We start from the raw sequence: 16978 nt of genomic DNA on the forward strand, positions 1-16978 counted from the left end.
CATTTTGGGAATCCGACAAAGATTAGTAGGCAGCTACTTGGCGGTCATCCTTATTACGGTCTCGATATTGGAAGTGTTCCTGATCGCGACCGTGGATTACTATTACCATTACAGCGTCAGGCGCATTCTGGTGAATCAAGCGCAAATTTCGGCCGCTTTTTTTCAGCAATATTTCTCGGGGCAGGATGTGGCTGAGCAATCGGAGCGGCTGCTGCGGGGATTTTCCCAAAATACGACGGCACAGGTGCAAATCATTGATGCCTCAGGACAGCTGCTTCAGGATAATGTCAACGTCGAGGCCATCGGAAGCAGGATTGATTATCCGGATGTCCGGCAGGCCCGGGACGGAGCGATGGGCATCTGGCGGGGGACATCAGCCTTCTCCGGCGAGTCCTTGCTGGCGGTATCCTACCCATTGGTGACGGACGGCGAGACGGTGGGGGTCGTCAGATATGTGGCCTCCTTGACAAGCACGATTGCCACCATCCGCTGGATTGCTGCCTTATGTATTGCGGCTGGCCTGCTTGTCGTCGCGATTGTGGCCCTAGTCAGCCTATTCCTGTCGCGGACGATTACCGGATCGATTCAGGAGCTGAAGCTGGCTGCGGATCAGATGGCGGAGGGCGATCTCTCGGCAAGAGCAGGAAAGCGGTACAAGGACGAATTGGGGGCCTTGGCAGACACGTTAAATACAATGGCCTCCCGGTTGCAGCGAAGCGATCAGCTCAAAAATGAATTCATTTCCTCGGTATCCCATGAGATTCGAACCCCGTTAACGTCCATTAAAGGATGGGCGGTGACGTTGAAGTCAGTTAACGGCGACAGCAAGGAGTTGTTGGAAGAGGGATTGGATGTGATTGAATCGGAAAGCGACAGATTGACCAATCTGGTCGATGAATTGCTCGACTTCTCCAAGCTGGCGAATGGAAAAATCACGCTGTCCCGCGGCCCGGTACAGCTTCCGGAGCTGCTGCGGCATGTCGGAAGACAGATGGCCCCTAGAGCCTCCAGACTGGGGCTCGAGCTGGAAGTCAGGGCGGGAGATGCCGTGCCTGTCATCGATGCAGATGCCAATCGCTTGAAGCAGGTGCTTATCAATCTGTTGGATAATGCGATGAAGTTCACACCGCCGGGCGGGAACGTCACGATGAGTGCAGACGCGCTCAAGGAATACGTTGTTCTTACGGTTGAGGATACCGGGGCGGGAATATCTGAGGAGGATATAGGGAACGTCCTGCAAAAATTTTATAAAGGAAACAACAGCGGAGCCGGAAGCGGACTGGGCTTGTCCATCTGCCACGAGATCGTCAAGCTGCATGGCGGGGATCTGAAGGTAGAGAGCGGGCCGGGACGGGGAACGAAGGTTCAGGTGTTCCTTCCACGGCGGCAGATGACCTAATTTTAACCTTTTCATAACCTATTCTTGGTTATGAACCAATACACTAGAGTGGAAGACAGGCAGAGAAGGGGATGCAATGAGAGACATACGGAGATGGGGAGCGCTCGCAGCGGCTTCCTTGCTGTGGATAGGCGGATGCAGCATACCTTCCGCTCCGGCTGATCTGGTTCAGCCTCCACAACCCGAACCCCATCAGCGCAGCGGCCTTGTGTTAAGCGATCTTCCGGGCTTCTCCAGATTGTTGATTCCGGCTCTCGGTAGGGAGGGCAACGGCATCTCGGTCGGGGATGTGGATGGGGACGGCAACGATGAGGTCGTCGTCGTATATGAAGCGAATATTGAAGACGAGAAGGTGCAGAAGGCGGCCTTGCTGAAGCGGGAGGATGAAGAATGGCGGGTCGTGTGGGATACGAAGGGGTTCGGCCACGGCCTGGATTATGCAGGGCTCGCCGATCTTAATCAGGACGGCTATCCGGATATTGTGCTTGGCTGGGCTCTGGGCGGCGGAGAAAAGGGCATGGATGTCTATGTGTGGAAAGACGATGGCATCGAACTGTGGAGAAAAGCAGCATACCGCGGCCAAATGAGTTTGGGAGAGATGGACGATGAAATTCAATAAAAAATGGGCGATTATTGTGCTTGCTGCAGGCCTTGTGCTTATCGGGGGCTTTCTATTTCGCAAGCAGCTAGCCGTATTCGCCTTCGATATGTTCCTGTCGGATAAGGTGGAGAAATCACTGGATCGGACATACAAACCGCTTTATGACACGAAGGATATGATAGGTATTAATGATGATCCGTTCTCGCTGCTGCTGCTCGGAATCGATCAGCGCGACAAGGAGGTCGGGCGCTCCGATTCGATGCTCTATACTGTCGTGAGGCCGAAGGATAACCGGATTCTGCTCCTGTCCATCCCGAGGGATTCATACGCAGAGATCGTCGGCAAGGACAAGCAAGACAAGATCGCCCATGCCTATGCCTTCGGAGGCGCCAAAATGAGCGTGGAGAGCGTGGAACAGCTGCTCCAGTATCCGGTCAATCATTACGCCGCCATCAACTTCAAAGGATTCAGGGATGTCGTCGATGCGCTGGACGGCGTCGAATTGCCGATCACGGAAAACATCCAGAATCGCAGCCAGTATCATGACAAATTCCTGATCGAAGCGAACAAGCCGATCTATACCGGACTGGAAGCATTGAACTATGTTCGTTATCGCGAAGACTCGGATATGAACCGGATGGAGCGCAACCGTATCTTTTTGCAAGCTCTCATGAAGCGAATGGTACAGCTTGACAAGATCAGCCAACTTCCGGAGCTTCTGGAGATTGCCGGCGACAATCTGGAGACCGATATTTTGCCCGGCGATATGATTGGCTTGGCGAAGATGATGTTATTGAAAGACAACCTCCCTTCATTCAACAGCTATTCATTGGATGGGGAAGGGAAAATCATGGATAATATTTGGTATCTGATCCTGAATGAAGAGGATCTCGACTATGCGCGGGAGCTGATTGACAATTGGCTCGATCCGGAGGTGCCTTCTGCGGAATTGTTAAATCCGGAGTTAAAGGGATAGCGAGCGCCTGATTCTGCGGTAGGAGTTTAACCGCTTTAACTTATTGAATGGCAAGAGGTGGATATGATTTATATTCGCAAGCTGAAAAAAATGGATAGACCGATCGTCATGCTCATGCTCGCGCTCATTGTCATTGGGACGATAGCCGTGCATGGAGCTACGACCGGCACCAAGCTGGACGGCTTATATGTGAACAATATCGTCTTGTTCGCCGTATTCACGATTCCGACCCTGATTGTTGCGGTGTTCGATTATACCATCCTTATGGGCGTCGTAGCCTACGTGTTATACGGAATCGGACTTGCTCTCCTGCTGCTCGTGATGTTCGTTGGAGAGAATATCAACGGAGCGGTGCGGTGGCTAAGTATCGGCAGCTTCCAGCTTCAGCCTTCCGAGTTATGTAAAATAGCCGCGGTACTGGTGGCTGCCGATCTGCTGCATAAGCGGTCGGGCCGGACGCTCCGTCTTGTACCGGATCTGCTGCCGATCGGGGCCGTGTTCTTCGTCCCGACGTTCATCATTATGAAGCAGCCCGATCTCGGCACGGCGCTTGTCTTCGTCGGCGTCCTGCTCGCCATGCTATGGATGGGCAACATTCGCACCTCCTATATGGTAGTGCTGCTTGGCACGATTGCGGTGGCGATCGCGACGATATGCTGGTTGTATTACGCGGATCACGATTTGCTGGCCAAGCTGGTCAAGCCGCATCAAATGTCGAGGATTCAGACCTTCCTCGATCCGGCCAGCGATCCCGATAAATCTTGGCATGTCAACAATGCCATGCATGCGATTGGCTCGGGCGGATTGCGAGGCGATTCGGGATTCTATATCGAGCGCGGCTACATTCCGTACGCGTATTCGGATTCCATTTATGTCGTCATTGGAGAGAAATATGGCTTTTTAGGGTCCTCGGCGCTGCTGCTGCTTTATTTTCTTCTTATCTACCGTATGACGCTTATCGCACGCGAGAGCCGCGACCTGGCAGGCTCCTATCTCGTTATCGGACTTGCCGGAATGCTGGTCTTTCAAATTTTCGTCAATATCGGCATGCACATTGGCCTGGTTCCGTTAACCGGCCTGTCGCTGCCGTTCATTAGCTACGGCGGCAGCTCATTGTTGGTGAATATGGTGTCAATCGGGCTGGTGCTGAGCGTCCATATTCATAAGGATGACGTGATCCTGGATGTTGGCGGCCATTTGCCTGCTGAACCTCCCCTATTGGGGCATAAATAGAGTTGCGCTGCTGATGTCGAAAGAACGCCTTCCTTGCGGAGGGTGTTCTTTTTTTGTCGATGGTGCATAAAATAAATCATCCGTGGACATCCTTCCCACTAAGGGAGGGGTAACCATATGTTGACAGGAATGAACAAGGAACAAAATTGGACAGAACGTTCGATGATGCAGTCAACCGGCAATCGCGCCAAACGCTCGCGGCTTCGGCTGGCAGCCATTCTTCTACTGGGTGCGCTTGCCATTGCGTGTGCACCAGACCGAGGAGCGGCCGATGCCTATCTGTACCGCTATGCGGATATGATGGCGCAAGGGCCGATGTCTGCCGCCATGCAGGGAAGATTGCCCGCGTCTGCGCTGGCATGGGGGGGCTCAACCCTTCCGCAGGACACTTGGAATGGGTTTGCAGTTCTTCCGTCGATGATGAACGGTTCAGCTTCGATGGACTGGAACCGATTCACCGCGCTCGGGGCATACCATGCAAGGAGCGAGCAGTTTTCGCCGATTCCGATCGTATATGTCGCTTCGCCCGCCCGTTCGGACCAAGCTGCGCCGAACGAGCCGCGCAAGGCGGTTCCGACTTCCTCGACGTCGTATTCCGACATCAATCTGGCACCGGGGAAGCAGCAGGTGATCAAGAGCGTGAAGGTCATGGCCACAGGCTATACAGCAGGGGTGGAATCGACCGGGAAAAAACCGGGCCATCCGGAATACGGAATCACCTATTCCGGCGTGAAGGTGCGAAGAGATTACGTGTCCACGATCGCCGCCGATCTGTCCGTCTTCCCGCTGGGCAGCATCTTGTATATTCCCGGCTACGGCTACGGCATCGTGACGGATATCGGTTCGAAAATTAAAGGAAATAAAATCGACTTGTATTTCCATACAACGAAGCAGGTATATAAGCAGTGGGGCAAGAAAGAAGTGGAAGTTCAGCTTATCCAGGAAGGCAGCGGCAAGGTGTCGGAGGATATGCTGAATCAATTGAACGAGGCTGTCTTCAAAACCGGCTCGATTCCTAAATCGCTGCAGTAGTCTGCTAAGCGAATAAAGCGGGGCGGACCATCGCATACTACTTGTCGTGGGAAACGACGTTTCCTTGACATGCTCGCCAACGATGGCGAACACTCCAGGAGGTGAAATGCGATGAAAAACAACAAAGCGAACAGAATGTCCCCGGCGAATTCGAAATATGTTGACGCTGAATTTGCAGCAGAAAACACAGCTGCAGATACGGGAGTCGCAGCAAGAAACGCGGCTGCTGTAACGGGCGGATTGGCAGCTAACAACGCAGCTGCGAACACGGAATTTGCAGCAGGCAACGAAGCTGCGGATACGGAATTTGCGGTTGATTCGGAAGGCGCTGCAAGCGCTCTGAACAAGCCGCAAGCGAACCGTGTCTCCAAAAGACAGCCAGAACAACTGTAATTGCGCTGCCATGGAGGGCGCCTGGATCGTCCCCTGTTATTAAGAGATGCAAGGACCGCCGCTGAGGCGGTCTTTATTTGCATCCAAGTCATCACAGGTTTTGTCGCGAATAGATGGTGATCGACAGGCGCATCGACATCCATCCAATCAACAATCCGAGCAGTGCGGGAAGCCAGGCCTGCACGGCAGATGGAAGAGGAAGATCAAAGCTCAGACTGAAGCGGGAATCATGTGCCATCCGAGCGAGGAACGGCGACACAAACGGCGTGAGAAAGACAAAAATCATAAATACATATTTGGATTTCTCGTAACCGAAATGATATTGGAACGGCAGCAGAATCCCGAAGATAAGGGAAAAGAACAGAAACGATCCGGCGAACGAAGCCGCGGACAATAATTCGAGCTTCGAGGGCAGTATCAGGGCCATTATCGTATAAATCAAGTAGCATCCGGCAAAGAGCACGCAAATGAACAAATATTTTGCTTTTACCAAAGCTTGACGAGTATAGGGGGTAGCGCAAAGCAAGGAAGCGCCCTTAAATTTATATTCCATCATCGACACGGTGTTGAAGAGCAGGTACACAAAATAAAGCCAGGTAATAAAAAACGCTAAAAAGCTGCTGGACACAGGAAGCTTCGAGGAAATAAAAGCCGGCAGTACAAAGGCGACCGCCAGCATGAAGGCCAAATGCTTTTTTGCCAGGAGAAAATCTTTTTTCACAAGATGAAGCAGCATCTATTTTGCCTCCTTTAAGTAACCAAGCATCACATCTTCGATCGTTGGACGTTCAATAAGCACATTGTTCATTTTTTGGCGCACGGCCATTTTATTGCCGGTCAGGCCCGTAAAGCCGTAATGGGTCTCGTCCAGGCTCAAAAAGAAAGCCCTCGTCTCCTCGTCCAGTGCAGCTTTGTCCCCCTTCACGACCGCATGCGAATCCAGCAAAGCGTCCTTATCCTCCATGAATCTGATTCTGCCCTTATCCATGAAAATGAGCGCATCGGCCACTTTGTCCAGGTCTGACGTGATATGGGTGGAGAAGAAGACGGATTTTCCGCCTGATTGCATAAAGTCGAGCAGGATGTCCATCAGCTCGCTTCGCACCAATGGGTCCAGGCCGCTGGTAGGCTCATCCATAATCAACAGCTCGGCATGATGGGAGAGCGCCAAGGCAACAGCATATTTCATGCGCATTCCTTTCGATAAGGTCGATATTTTTTGGCCGGGCTGCAGGTTGAAGCGTGACATGTATTGCTTGAATGCGGCCTCATCCCATTGGGAATAGGCCGGCGCGATGATGCTCTTCATTTCCTGCAAAGTCAAATCTTCATAAAAGTAGCCTTCATCCATCACGATGCCGATCCGGTTTTTCAGCTCCTGCTCATGGCTGGCTATGTCCTTGCCGAATAGGGCGATGCCCCCGGCATCTGCCGGCACCAAGCCGAGGATCGACTTGATCGTCGTCGTCTTGCCTGCCCCGTTAATGCCAACCAGCCCGGTGATGCAGCCTTCCTGCAGAGAGAAGCTGATATCCTCCAGGCGGAATGAGCCCATTTGCTTGTGAAGCCCTGTGACATCCAGAATTGAATTCATTGGTCTTCCTCCTCGAAAAGTATCTCCATCATGGCCACGAGTTCTTCCTTGCTGATTCCGAGCGCGCGGGCGGTGGTCCATGCTTCTGTCAGCTTGACTTCAACCATATGCCGCTTCGATTCCAGCAAGAGCTCCAGGTTCTCCTTCGCAACAAAGGAGCCTTTGCCCGGCCTGGTTGTAATAAATCCTTCGGACTCCAGTTCATCATACACTCTCCGCGTCGTCAGCACGCTCACATGCAGATCGTTGGCCAGCGCCCGAATGGAGGGGAGTAATTCGCCTTCCTCCAGCTCGCCGTACAGGATGGCATCCTTGATCTGGTCCTTGATTTGCTGATAAATCGGCGGATCGGACACGTTGGAAATAATAATTTTCATGGGGCCTCCATTAATATCAACTGTGCATGTCTAACATACACATCATATACATGAATTACATGATTGTCAATCACAACGCACATCCCCTGCGTGACTCCAACTGCCACGGCTATGCTGACGGAGGACGGAACAGGCTTTGTTCGAATATGTGGAATCAGATTCCAGCCCCTCGGTCTGGAGACCGAGGACGATTTCAACCTCACGCCGCTGGCGCCCGGACGAGTCATCGCTTACACTAGAGATACATGAAGCGGCATGAGCTTGTGCCGCATTTGGTATAGAAGCGAGGGATGAAACATGCAACATAATCGTGGACGATGGTTCGGCGGTCTGGTGCTCATCGCGCTCGGTGCTTTCTTTATGCTTAGCCAGTTAGGCTACATCGATATAAGTATCGGGGAGCTGTTCCGCACCTTCTGGCCGGCCATTCTGATCGTCATTGGCTTGAATTCGCTCCTGCATGGCGCCTTCTGGGGAGTCATTCTGCTTGGCGTCGGCGGCTACTTCCTGTTGTCGAATCTGGGATACATTTATATGTCGCCGGGCGATTTCTTCAAAATGCTGTTCCCGCTGGCCCTTATCGTGGGCGGGGTATGGATGCTGTTCAAGAAGCGGGATTATCCGCGGCCTGACCGGGAGCGTCATCGCCGGAAGGACTGGAAGGAGGACGATTGGGGATACGATGCCCATACGCAGGCCCCGCCGCCACCGCCACCGCCGCCGAAGGACTATGATTTCGACAGCAAGTTCGATGAGCAATTCGGCACGAATTATACGAAAAAAGAGCCGAAGAAGGGTGATTTCCATGGTCAATCGGGCTCCTTCGCCGGGTCGGTTCCGCCGCCGCCTCCGATGGGGGGAATGTCAGGCGGTCTGAAGCGCGATACGCTTAACAAATCGGCGTTCATCGGTGATACGCATCTAGGTAGCGATTATTGGGAACTGAAGCCGACGAATCTCTCTCATTTCATCGGCGATACGTTCATTGACTTGACGAAGGCACAGGTTCCATACGGAGAGACGAAGATTACGGTCTCTTCCTTCATCGGGGACGTGAAGGTCTTCGTTCCGAACGATATGGATTTGGGGGTTATCGTAACATCGAGCTCCTTTTTGGGCGATGTCAAAATCTTCGACCAGAAGAAGGACGGATTTATGAGCAGCGTTCAGATGGAGACTCCATATTTCTATGAGGCTGGCAAAAAAATTCGCATCATCGTCAATACGTTCATCGGTGATGTGAAGGTGACAAGGGTAGGATAACGGATGCTGATGAATTGGGTTCGCCGCTCCCGGAGCGTCAAATGGGAGCTTCTCCTTACCTTCCTTATCTCCGGCGGCCTTATTATGAGCGTCTTCTGGATTGGCATTGTGTACGGCGGCGCATGGTACCACGGCATGAACTGGTGGCTGTTCGGCATCAGCACGGTCATCGTCGTGTCACTCATTATGGGCTATGTCGCCGGCGTCCGGCTGCAGCGCCGCCTTGACGTGCTGCATCTGAGCATGATGCAGGTGATCAAGGGCAATTGGTCGGAGCGGATTCCGCTCGGCGATGAGGCCTCCTTCGATCAGCTCTATGAAGACTTCAATACGATGGTCGACGCGATGGAGAAGAAGCTGCGCCTGCTGCAGAAGATGTCGGAGCAGCAGGTGATGGATCGGGAGAAGGAATGCGAGGCGGTTGTGCTGGAAGAGCGGCGCAGGCTGGCCAGAGATCTGCATGATACGGTCAGCCAGCAGCTGTTCGCGCTGCATATGGCCTCTTCTTCTCTGCCCAAAGTAATGGAACGGGATATGAAGCGGGCGGAAATGGTGGTCAACCAACTGATCCAGATGTCGCATATCGCCCAGCGGCAAATGCGCAGCCTGATTGCCCAGCTCCGCCCGTTGGAGCTGGATGGGCGCACGCTCCAAGAGGCGCTCGATCACTGGTTCCCCGACTACTGCCGGCAGAACGGCCTTCAGGGCAAGTTCGATATCGACATGAACATCAAGCTGTCCGAGGCGATCGAGCATCAGAGCTTCCTGATGATCCAGGAGGCGATGGCCAATGTCGTCAAGCATGCGCGCGCGACGCAGGTTACCCTTACGATGCACGCGACGCCGGCGCAGCTCATATTGGCCATCGCGGATGACGGCCAGGGCTTCGATCTGCAGGGCGCGGCCTATAAGACCGGAAGCTACGGGCTGACGACGATGAAGGAACGGGTAGACAAACTGGGCGGCAATCTGGATGTCATCAGTCAGCCCGGCGCGGGAACGACGATTCGCGTTCATATCCCGTTATTTCGCGAAGAAGAGGCGGAGGAGACAGCCTCGCCAAGTGCCGGATTGAAGAGGGGAAGCGCCCCGGAGCAGGTTGAGCGGGACGGAGACGGAGGGATGTCATAGTGGAACAGACGGTGATGACCGTATTTCTTGTGGATGACCACGAGATGGTCCGAATGGGATTGAAGACGTATTTGATGCTGGATCCGGATATTGAAGTCATCGGGGAAGCCAGTGGCGGGCTTGAAGCGATCCATTCCATCTCGGCCCGGGCAGAGCGGGGAGAGCGGCTGCCCGATCTCGTCCTGATGGATCTGATGATGCCGGACATGAACGGCGTCGAGGCGACGCGGGAATTGACGCGCCGCTACCCGGATCTGAAAATCGTCATGCTGACGAGCTTCATGGAGGACAATCAAGTCTTCGAAGCGATTCAGGCCGGGGCCATCAGTTATGTGCTGAAGACCGTATCCGCCGAGGAGTTGGTCTACGCCCTCCGGGGCGCCTTGCGCGGCATGCCGGTGATGAGCGGAGAGGTGTCGCAGGCGCTCACCCGCGGCTTGCGCAAGCAGGCGTCGCAGTCGGATGATGAGGCGTTGACCGAGCGGGAGCGGGAAGTGCTGCTGCTTATCGCCGACGGGAAGACGAATAAGGACATCGCCGAAGAGCTTCACATTAGCATCAAGACGGTTAAGACGCATGTGTCCAATCTGCTCATGAAATGCGAGGTGCAGGATCGGACGCAGCTCGCCGTCCATGCGCACCGCAAAGGCTGGGTTAAAAGCGACTGACTTCGTCCACACTAAGGAGGAAGGAGGTTGCATGCCATGCAGCAGTTGGAAGGGAAGTTCGTCGGCCGCAAGTTCGGCACCGATGAACTGGTGCGCGTGTTGGAGCCGATCGGCTTCGCCGTCTCCGGCAATTGGAATTATGAAGGAGGCAGCTTCGATTGCGCATTGAACGAGGAGCGCACCTTGTGGCTCCGTCTTCCGTTCACGGCGGTGAATGGTCCATTCGACGGGGAAGCCAACGAATCGGTCTTCGTCCAGATGAAGCGGCCGTTCGTGCTGAAGCACGAGTACCGGGTCGGTACTGATCCGGATGCGGGCGTGCAACTGTTCGGCGCCGTCGTGAATCAATTCCAGGCGCCATCCAATCCGGACGCTTCGCTGTCTCCGGCCGAATTGCACCGGGCGCGGGCGAAGCTTGATGAAGCAGAAAATGTATTGGGGCGGATGAGTTAGCGGCGCCGGCCCTTTCGAATCGTAAAACAGGTCCATGGGCCTGTTTTTTGCGTCCATATCCGGCCATGCGTGCAGCTGGGTGCGCACAAGCGGCCGCTTGCCGCCGGGGCATTATCTTTTTATTGGGTTTTATAGTCTTTTTAAGCTGAGTTTAAGGTTGATGGTACAATATATAAATATATCATTCACACACTAGAACGCTTGTTGCTTCGAGTGAAGATCAGCTTATTGGGAGGTAAGAACTATGGACGAACAAGGCCGCAAATTATTTTTTACATCCGACTCCGATTCGGATTCTTATACAACAGCATCGGATGAGACCCGAAGCGCGCAAGACGTCGCGCAAGCGGACGATGCCAAGGCGCATAAGCCGGAGGATGCCGGCGCTTATTATTTCGCTTACGGCCCTTATCAGTCTGTCAAGCATTCCGAAGGCAGCACAACAACGGAGACATCCGGCAAGGTGAGTGAAGTAGAGGTTACGCCTCCTGCTCCTATCAAGCCGATGCCATTCTCCAAAGCGACCGGTCAAGGACCGGGCTCCAGCTTCCATTCCGGAGGAGGGGGAGGCAACATGCCTCCCCAGCCGCCGCAGGGCAATTGGCAGTTCAAGGAGCCGAAGCGCAAGCGGGGCACTTCTTTCCGCGCGATGTTCGCTTCCTTCCTCGCAGGGATGCTGGTCATCACCGGCTTGATGTATGCTGCGGATACCACCAATCTGTTCACGGGAAGACAGGAACTGGCGAGCACGGCCAGCACGTCGGAGAGCGCGGTCGTGACCAACGGGACGCCGGCTCCGTTCCCGAACGGCGCCAGCAGCGTGCCGGAGGTGGTGAGTAAGACGAGTCCGGCGGTGGTCAAAATTGAGACGTTGGCCCGCGCGAGCACGCAGAACGGCTATGGCAACAACCCTTGGATGAATGATCCGTTCTTCCGCCAGTTCTTCGGCGATTCCTACGGCGGCAGCGGGAACAATAGCTCGAGTCAGAGCCAGCAGCTGCAGCCGCTTGGCATCGGGACCGGCTTCATCTTCGATAAGTCGGGCTATATTTTGACGAACCAGCATGTTATCTCCGGGGCGGAAGTCATCCAGGTTACGGTGGAAGGCTACAAGAAGCCGCTCAAGGGGACGCTGCTCGGCCAGAGCGAGGATCTGGACCTGGCAGTTATTAAGATTGAGGGCGAAGGCGATTTTCCTACGGTGCCGCTGGGCGATTCAGACGCAGCGCAGGTCGGGGAGCAGGTCGTCGCGATCGGGAACCCGTCCGGCTTCGACCATACCGTTACGACCGGCGTGCTGAGCGCCCGCGAGCGCTCGATCAATGTTGATGACAACGGAAGCGCCCGCGAATATGAGCATTTGCTGCAGACTGACGCGTCGATCAATCCCGGCAACTCGGGCGGACCGCTCTTGAATATGAAGGGCGAGGTCATTGGCATGAACGTCGCGGTGAGCAAGCAGGCGCAAGGCATCGGATTCGCGATCCCATCCAATGTGATCAAGAATGTCGTTGACGACCTGAAGGCGAACCGCGAAATACCGAAGGAGCCGGTTCCGTTCATTGGCGCTACGCTGCAGACGATGACCAGCGATATTGCGCAGGAAATGGGCATCAAAAATGTGGAAGGCTCGCTCGTGCTCAATATCATGTTCGGATCGCCGGCCTATGAGGCGGATTTGCGCGCCTATGATATTATTGTAGGTATGGACGGCACGAAGTACGCGACCAAAGAGGAATTGATCGAAGCGATACAGAAGAAGAAGGTTGACGATACCGTCACGATGCAGGTTGTGCGCAACGGCAAAGAGATGGAATTGAAGATTAAGCTCGGCGACCGGAACAAGTTCGACAAGCAGAATGAGTCGCAGCAACAACAGCCATAAGCCGTCGGCTTATGACGAATCCGGGGGCTGCGGCCCGGGCGCAGCGGGAGAGGAAGCATAGGACGGCCTGCGCCGTTCTTGGCTTCCTTTTCGCTATTCGGGCGGCGGATGGCAGTAAGGAAGAAGCAAAGAAGAGAAGGATCAATTTTACGGGGTGAAGAGGGGCTGGTATAATGACGCGTTCGACGATTATGGTCGTGGATGACGATGAGAAAATTACGTCCATGCTGAGGCGTGGCTTGGTGTTCGAAGGATATGAGGTCCGGACGGCGACGAATGGCAGCGAGGGCTTGCGCGAGATGATGATTCGCGAGCCCGATTTGCTGATCCTTGATGTGATGATGCCCGAGGTGGACGGCTGGGAGGTGTGCCGCAGGCTGCGGGAAGCGGGCAGCAGCGTGCCGGTGCTGATGCTGACCGCGAAGGACGAGGTACAGGACCGCGTGCACGGGCTCGATCTCGGAGCGGACGATTATCTCGTTAAGCCGTTCGCGCTGGAGGAACTGCTGGCTCGTGTGCGCGCTCTGCTGCGCCGCCGGACGGAGGGCGAGGGCGGGACGCATCGCCTGACGTTCGAGGATGTCGTGCTTGATCTGCATACCCGCGAAGTGGTTCGCGACGGCAAGCCGATCGAGCTGACGGCGAAGGAGTTCGAGCTGCTCCATCTGTTCATGCAGAATCCGAAGCGGGTGCTGCCGCGCGACGTCATTATGGAGAAAATATGGGGCTATGACTACAGCGGAGAATCGAATGTGCTTGAGGTGTATATCGCCATGCTGCGCCAGAAGACGGAAGAGCATGGAGGCAAGCGTATCATTCAGACTATTCGGGGAACGGGCTACGTCTTGAGAGGAGATCATTAATGTCGATTCGGCTGCGGCTTACGGTATGGTATTCCGTCCTGCTCGCGTTTACACTGTTCTTATTCGGAATTGCCATCTACACCTTTGTCGACTACAACACATACGCGCATATTAAGTCCCGCATCCAGGCACAGGTCAACCAGTTGAAGGTGCTGCCGACAATCGATCTGGAGAATGGCTTCTACTTCGATGTCCCCAAATCCGACGTGAAGCGGCTGGAAGATGCCGAGCTGTACATTCAGATTGTGAGCTTCCGCAACAAAACGCCGCGCATGTCGCCGAATCTGAAGGAGCTCAGTTCGGAGCTCGGTCTCAATATACCGATGCCGCAGAAGGCGTCGCAGATCAACGAAGGCTACCGCAAAATTGTAGTCAACGGCTATGAATTTCTCGTCTATGAAAATGCGATCATGCTAGCTGACCAGGTTGAGGGCGCCTTCCAGGTATTTGCCTTCACCGGGCTCGAAGCCCTGTTCACCAAAGAGCTGCGCAGCATCCTTATCATCGCGTCGATGGTGACGATCGTGCTCGCCTTCTCGCTCGGCCTGTTCCTGGCGCAGAAATCGCTCCGGCCGATCGAGAATATTATCCGGGCCACCGACCGGATTCAGAAGGGGGCCGACCTGAGCGTCCGCATTCCGCGCGAAGGTCCTCCCGACGATGAGGTTGGGCAGCTCACCGACCGGATCAATAGCATGCTGGGCCGGATGGAGACATTCTATAACGAATTGGACGAGGCGTATCGGGCTCAGCGCCGGTTCGTATCCGATGCGTCCCATGAGCTGCGGACGCCGCTGACGACGATTCGCGGCAATGTCGATCTGCTTCAGAAAATGTGGATGCAGCAGCAGGAGCCGAACCAGATGAGCCAGAGCGAGCGGGAACTGATGTCGCTTGAGGCGCTGCGCGACATCGCGGACGAGTCGCAGCGCATGAGCCATCTCGTGAATGATTTGCTGTCGCTCGCCCGTGCCGATGCCGGCTATGTGATGAGCAAGGTGCTGGTCGAGCTGAAGCCGATGGTCGAGGAGGTCGTGCGCCGGGCGCAGTTCCTGCCGCGCAAAGCCGAATGGGAGCTGGGCAATATCGATGTGCTGGAAGATTTGTACGTGTACGGCAACAAAGATTATTTGCAGCAGATGTTGTTCATTTTCATTGAGAATGCATTCAAATATACCCAGGAAGGGAAGGTCCGCCTTACAGCGCTGCGTCAGGACAATCAGATCGGCCTGAAAGTGGACGATACGGGGATTGGCATGAATGAGAAGGAAGTGCCGTACATCTTCGAGCGCTTTTATCGCGCAGACGTGTCGCGCGGCGTCACATCGGGCACCGGACTGGGGCTGGCGATTGCCAAATGGATTATCGATGAGCACCGGGGTTCGGTCGAGGTCGTCACGAAGCCGGGCGAAGGAACATCGTTCATCGTGTGGCTGCCGCTGGCTACGGTCGACGGAAGCGGAGATTATCCGGTATAATAGAGGGGCCGATGTCAGGCGCAGTATAATGAGGAGGCAGGTGTACCGATGGAAGTCAAGAAAATTACACCGCGCGGCTATTGCTATGGCGTCGTGGATGCGATGGTGCTGGCTCAACAGACGGCGCGCAATCTGGATTTGCCCCGTCCGATATATATATTAGGGATGATCGTTCATAACCGTCACGTAACGGATGCGTTCGAGGACGAAGGCATTATTACGCTCGATGGGGCGAACCGCTTGGATATTCTGGATCAGATTGATTCCGGGACGGTGATCTTTACGGCGCACGGCGTATCTCCGGAAGTGCGGAAGCAGGCACGGGAGAAGGGGCTGACCACCGTGGATGCGACATGTCCCGATGTCACGCGCACCCATGATCTGATTCGGGAGAAGACGGCCGAAGGCTACGAGATTATTTATATTGGCAAAAAGGGGCATCCTGAACCGGAGGGTGCCATCGGTGTGGCTCCGGATAAGGTGCATCTCATCGAGACGGAAGCGGAGATCGCGGATCTCAAGGTAGGCACGGATCGTCTCGTCATAACGAATCAGACGACGATGAGCCAGTGGGATATCAAGCATATTATGAATCGGCTTATCGCCCGATTCCCGACAGCAGAGATTCATAACGAGATCTGCATGGCGACGCAGGAGAGACAGGCGGCGGTAGCCGAGCAGGCCGCAGGCTGCGACCTCGTCATCGTAGTGGGCGATCCGCGAAGCAACAACTCGAACCGGCTGGCCCAGGTGTCGGAGGAGATCGCCGGCGTGAGAGCCTTCCGCATTTCCGATCTGTCGGAATTGAAGCGGGAATGGCTCGATGGGGTCGGGCTCGTCGGCGTGACCTCCGGCGCTTCAACGCCGACGCCGATTACGAAGGAAGTCGTCGCTTATTTGGAGCAGTATGACGAGAACGATCCGGAGACATGGGAATTGAAGCGGACCGTGAACATGAAGAGGCTGCTTCCGGTCGTCCGCGAGAAGTCGAAGTCATAACAGGATCGGCAATCAACGGATCGACGATACATTTCGAGAGAAGGAATATTGTGAGAAGATGGTTGAAGTACCAGTTCCTGAAGTTGGTTCGAACGCGCGGCGCCGCCGGACAGGTTGCGAGAGGCTTCTGTATCGGACTGGCCGTTGAAATGGTCACCCTTCCGACGGCAGGGCTGGCGTTCTTCCTCATCTTCCCTTTGGTATATATGATGAGGGGGCGGCTGGCCGCCGCTCTGATCGGCTTCGTCTTCGGAAAGCTGATCTATATTCCAGTCGCTGTCGTCAATGAGCGGGTAGGGCATTGGATTCTGCCCATGCATTGGACGGTTCATGCGGCCGCGCTGCCGGACTGGTTGAACCGGCTACTGACCATCAATATGAATCTGATTGTTGGCGGTATGATTGACGGTGTGGTGCTGGCGCTTCTGCTGTACATTCCAATGAAGCAGATCCTGCTGACCGTGCAGGAGCGGCGCCGGCAGAAGCGCCGCCACCGTCATGGCCACGCTCACGGATAAGGAGGAGCCCTTTTCTTACCGGCCGAACGGCTCGGACAGAAAAGGGCTTTTTTCTATTTCCGCGTGCCCAGCGAAGCACGCATCATCTAGCCGGTGAGAGTCCGGTCGCGGGAGG

The 16978-nt window shown here is 54.9% G+C and carries 18 protein-coding genes; 15 read left to right on the plus strand and 3 right to left on the minus strand.

The window, feature by feature from the left end:
- Positions 1-4: 4 nt before the first annotated feature.
- The 6 genes from DQX05_RS23680 to DQX05_RS23705 all read left to right on the plus strand — a co-directional run bounded on the left by DQX05_RS23680 (position 5) and on the right by DQX05_RS23705 (position 5634).
- Positions 5-1399 carry a sensor histidine kinase gene (locus DQX05_RS23680; protein WP_119795841.1) on the plus strand — a complete coding sequence of 465 codons (1395 nt, stop codon included), beginning with the start codon at positions 5-7 and terminating at the stop codon, positions 1397-1399.
- 76 nt (positions 1400-1475) lie between these two features.
- A complete protein-coding gene (locus tag DQX05_RS23685) occupies positions 1476-2018 on the plus strand; it encodes an FG-GAP repeat domain-containing protein (protein ID WP_119795842.1) in 543 nt (180 codons plus the stop codon).
- On the plus strand, positions 2005-2976 hold the full coding sequence (locus DQX05_RS23690; RefSeq protein WP_119795843.1) for an LCP family protein: 972 nt from the start codon (positions 2005-2007) through the stop codon (positions 2974-2976). Before DQX05_RS23685 ends, DQX05_RS23690 begins: the two co-directional genes overlap by 14 nt.
- A gap of 63 nt (positions 2977-3039) precedes the next feature.
- On the plus strand, positions 3040-4209 hold the full coding sequence (locus DQX05_RS23695) for an FtsW/RodA/SpoVE family cell cycle protein (RefSeq protein ID WP_119795844.1): 1170 nt from the start codon (positions 3040-3042) through the stop codon (positions 4207-4209).
- A 117-nt stretch (positions 4210-4326) separates the two neighbouring features.
- Positions 4327-5241 (plus strand): 3D domain-containing protein, encoded by a 915-nt coding sequence (locus DQX05_RS32940; protein WP_119795845.1) that lies wholly within the window; start codon positions 4327-4329, stop codon positions 5239-5241.
- A 111-nt stretch (positions 5242-5352) separates the two neighbouring features.
- Complete coding sequence (locus tag DQX05_RS23705; RefSeq protein WP_119795846.1) at positions 5353-5634, plus strand: hypothetical protein; 282 nt, start codon at positions 5353-5355, stop codon at positions 5632-5634.
- Between the two features lie 91 nt (positions 5635-5725).
- On the opposite strand, the gene DQX05_RS23710 is transcribed toward DQX05_RS23705, so the two are convergent.
- Genes DQX05_RS23710 through DQX05_RS23720 form a run of 3 tightly spaced genes read right to left on the minus strand, consistent with a single transcriptional unit; the run spans position 5726 to position 7605 of the window.
- Complete coding sequence (locus DQX05_RS23710) at positions 5726-6370, minus strand: ABC-2 transporter permease (RefSeq protein WP_119795847.1); 645 nt, start codon at positions 6368-6370, stop codon at positions 5726-5728.
- Positions 6371-7228 (minus strand): ABC transporter ATP-binding protein, encoded by an 858-nt coding sequence (locus DQX05_RS23715; protein WP_119795848.1) that lies wholly within the window; start codon positions 7226-7228, stop codon positions 6371-6373.
- Positions 7225-7605, minus strand: coding sequence for a GntR family transcriptional regulator (locus tag DQX05_RS23720; protein WP_119795849.1), 381 nt, complete (start codon positions 7603-7605; stop codon positions 7225-7227). The genes DQX05_RS23715 and DQX05_RS23720 overlap by 4 nt, the downstream gene beginning before the upstream one ends.
- Before the next feature lie 297 nt (positions 7606-7902).
- On the opposite strand from DQX05_RS23720, the gene liaF reads away from it, so the two are divergent.
- From liaF to DQX05_RS23765, 9 genes are all read left to right on the plus strand, one after another.
- Positions 7903-8868: a cell wall-active antibiotics response protein LiaF gene (liaF, locus tag DQX05_RS23725; protein ID WP_119795850.1), complete on the plus strand. Its 966-nt coding sequence runs from the start codon at positions 7903-7905 to the stop codon at positions 8866-8868.
- Positions 8869-8871: 3 nt separating this feature from the next.
- Positions 8872-9999, plus strand: coding sequence for a HAMP domain-containing sensor histidine kinase (locus tag DQX05_RS23730; RefSeq protein WP_119795851.1), 1128 nt, complete (start codon positions 8872-8874; stop codon positions 9997-9999).
- Positions 10000-10013: 14 nt separating this feature from the next.
- Positions 10014-10667, plus strand: a complete 654-nt coding sequence (locus DQX05_RS23735) for a response regulator (protein WP_182914883.1) — start codon at positions 10014-10016, stop codon at positions 10665-10667.
- A gap of 36 nt (positions 10668-10703) precedes the next feature.
- Positions 10704-11120 carry a YugN family protein gene (locus DQX05_RS23740; RefSeq protein ID WP_119795853.1) on the plus strand — a complete coding sequence of 139 codons (417 nt, stop codon included), beginning with the start codon at positions 10704-10706 and terminating at the stop codon, positions 11118-11120.
- A 244-nt stretch (positions 11121-11364) separates the two neighbouring features.
- On the plus strand, positions 11365-13005 hold the full coding sequence (locus DQX05_RS23745; protein WP_119795854.1) for a S1C family serine protease: 1641 nt from the start codon (positions 11365-11367) through the stop codon (positions 13003-13005).
- A 173-nt stretch (positions 13006-13178) separates the two neighbouring features.
- Positions 13179-13868 (plus strand): response regulator transcription factor, encoded by a 690-nt coding sequence (locus DQX05_RS23750; protein ID WP_119795855.1) that lies wholly within the window; start codon positions 13179-13181, stop codon positions 13866-13868.
- Positions 13868-15346 carry a sensor histidine kinase gene (locus DQX05_RS23755; RefSeq protein WP_119795856.1) on the plus strand — a complete coding sequence of 493 codons (1479 nt, stop codon included), beginning with the start codon at positions 13868-13870 and terminating at the stop codon, positions 15344-15346. The genes DQX05_RS23750 and DQX05_RS23755 overlap by 1 nt, the downstream gene beginning before the upstream one ends.
- A gap of 48 nt (positions 15347-15394) precedes the next feature.
- Positions 15395-16345: a 4-hydroxy-3-methylbut-2-enyl diphosphate reductase gene (locus tag DQX05_RS23760; RefSeq protein WP_119795857.1), complete on the plus strand. Its 951-nt coding sequence runs from the start codon at positions 15395-15397 to the stop codon at positions 16343-16345.
- 50 nt (positions 16346-16395) lie between these two features.
- Positions 16396-16863 (plus strand): DUF2062 domain-containing protein, encoded by a 468-nt coding sequence (locus DQX05_RS23765; RefSeq protein WP_259392193.1) that lies wholly within the window; start codon positions 16396-16398, stop codon positions 16861-16863.
- Positions 16864-16978: the final 115 nt, after the last annotated feature.

This window comes from Paenibacillus thiaminolyticus, from assembly GCF_003591545.1.
In the GTDB taxonomy this organism is placed as follows: Bacteria; Bacillota; Bacilli; order Paenibacillales; family Paenibacillaceae; genus Paenibacillus_B; species Paenibacillus_B thiaminolyticus_A.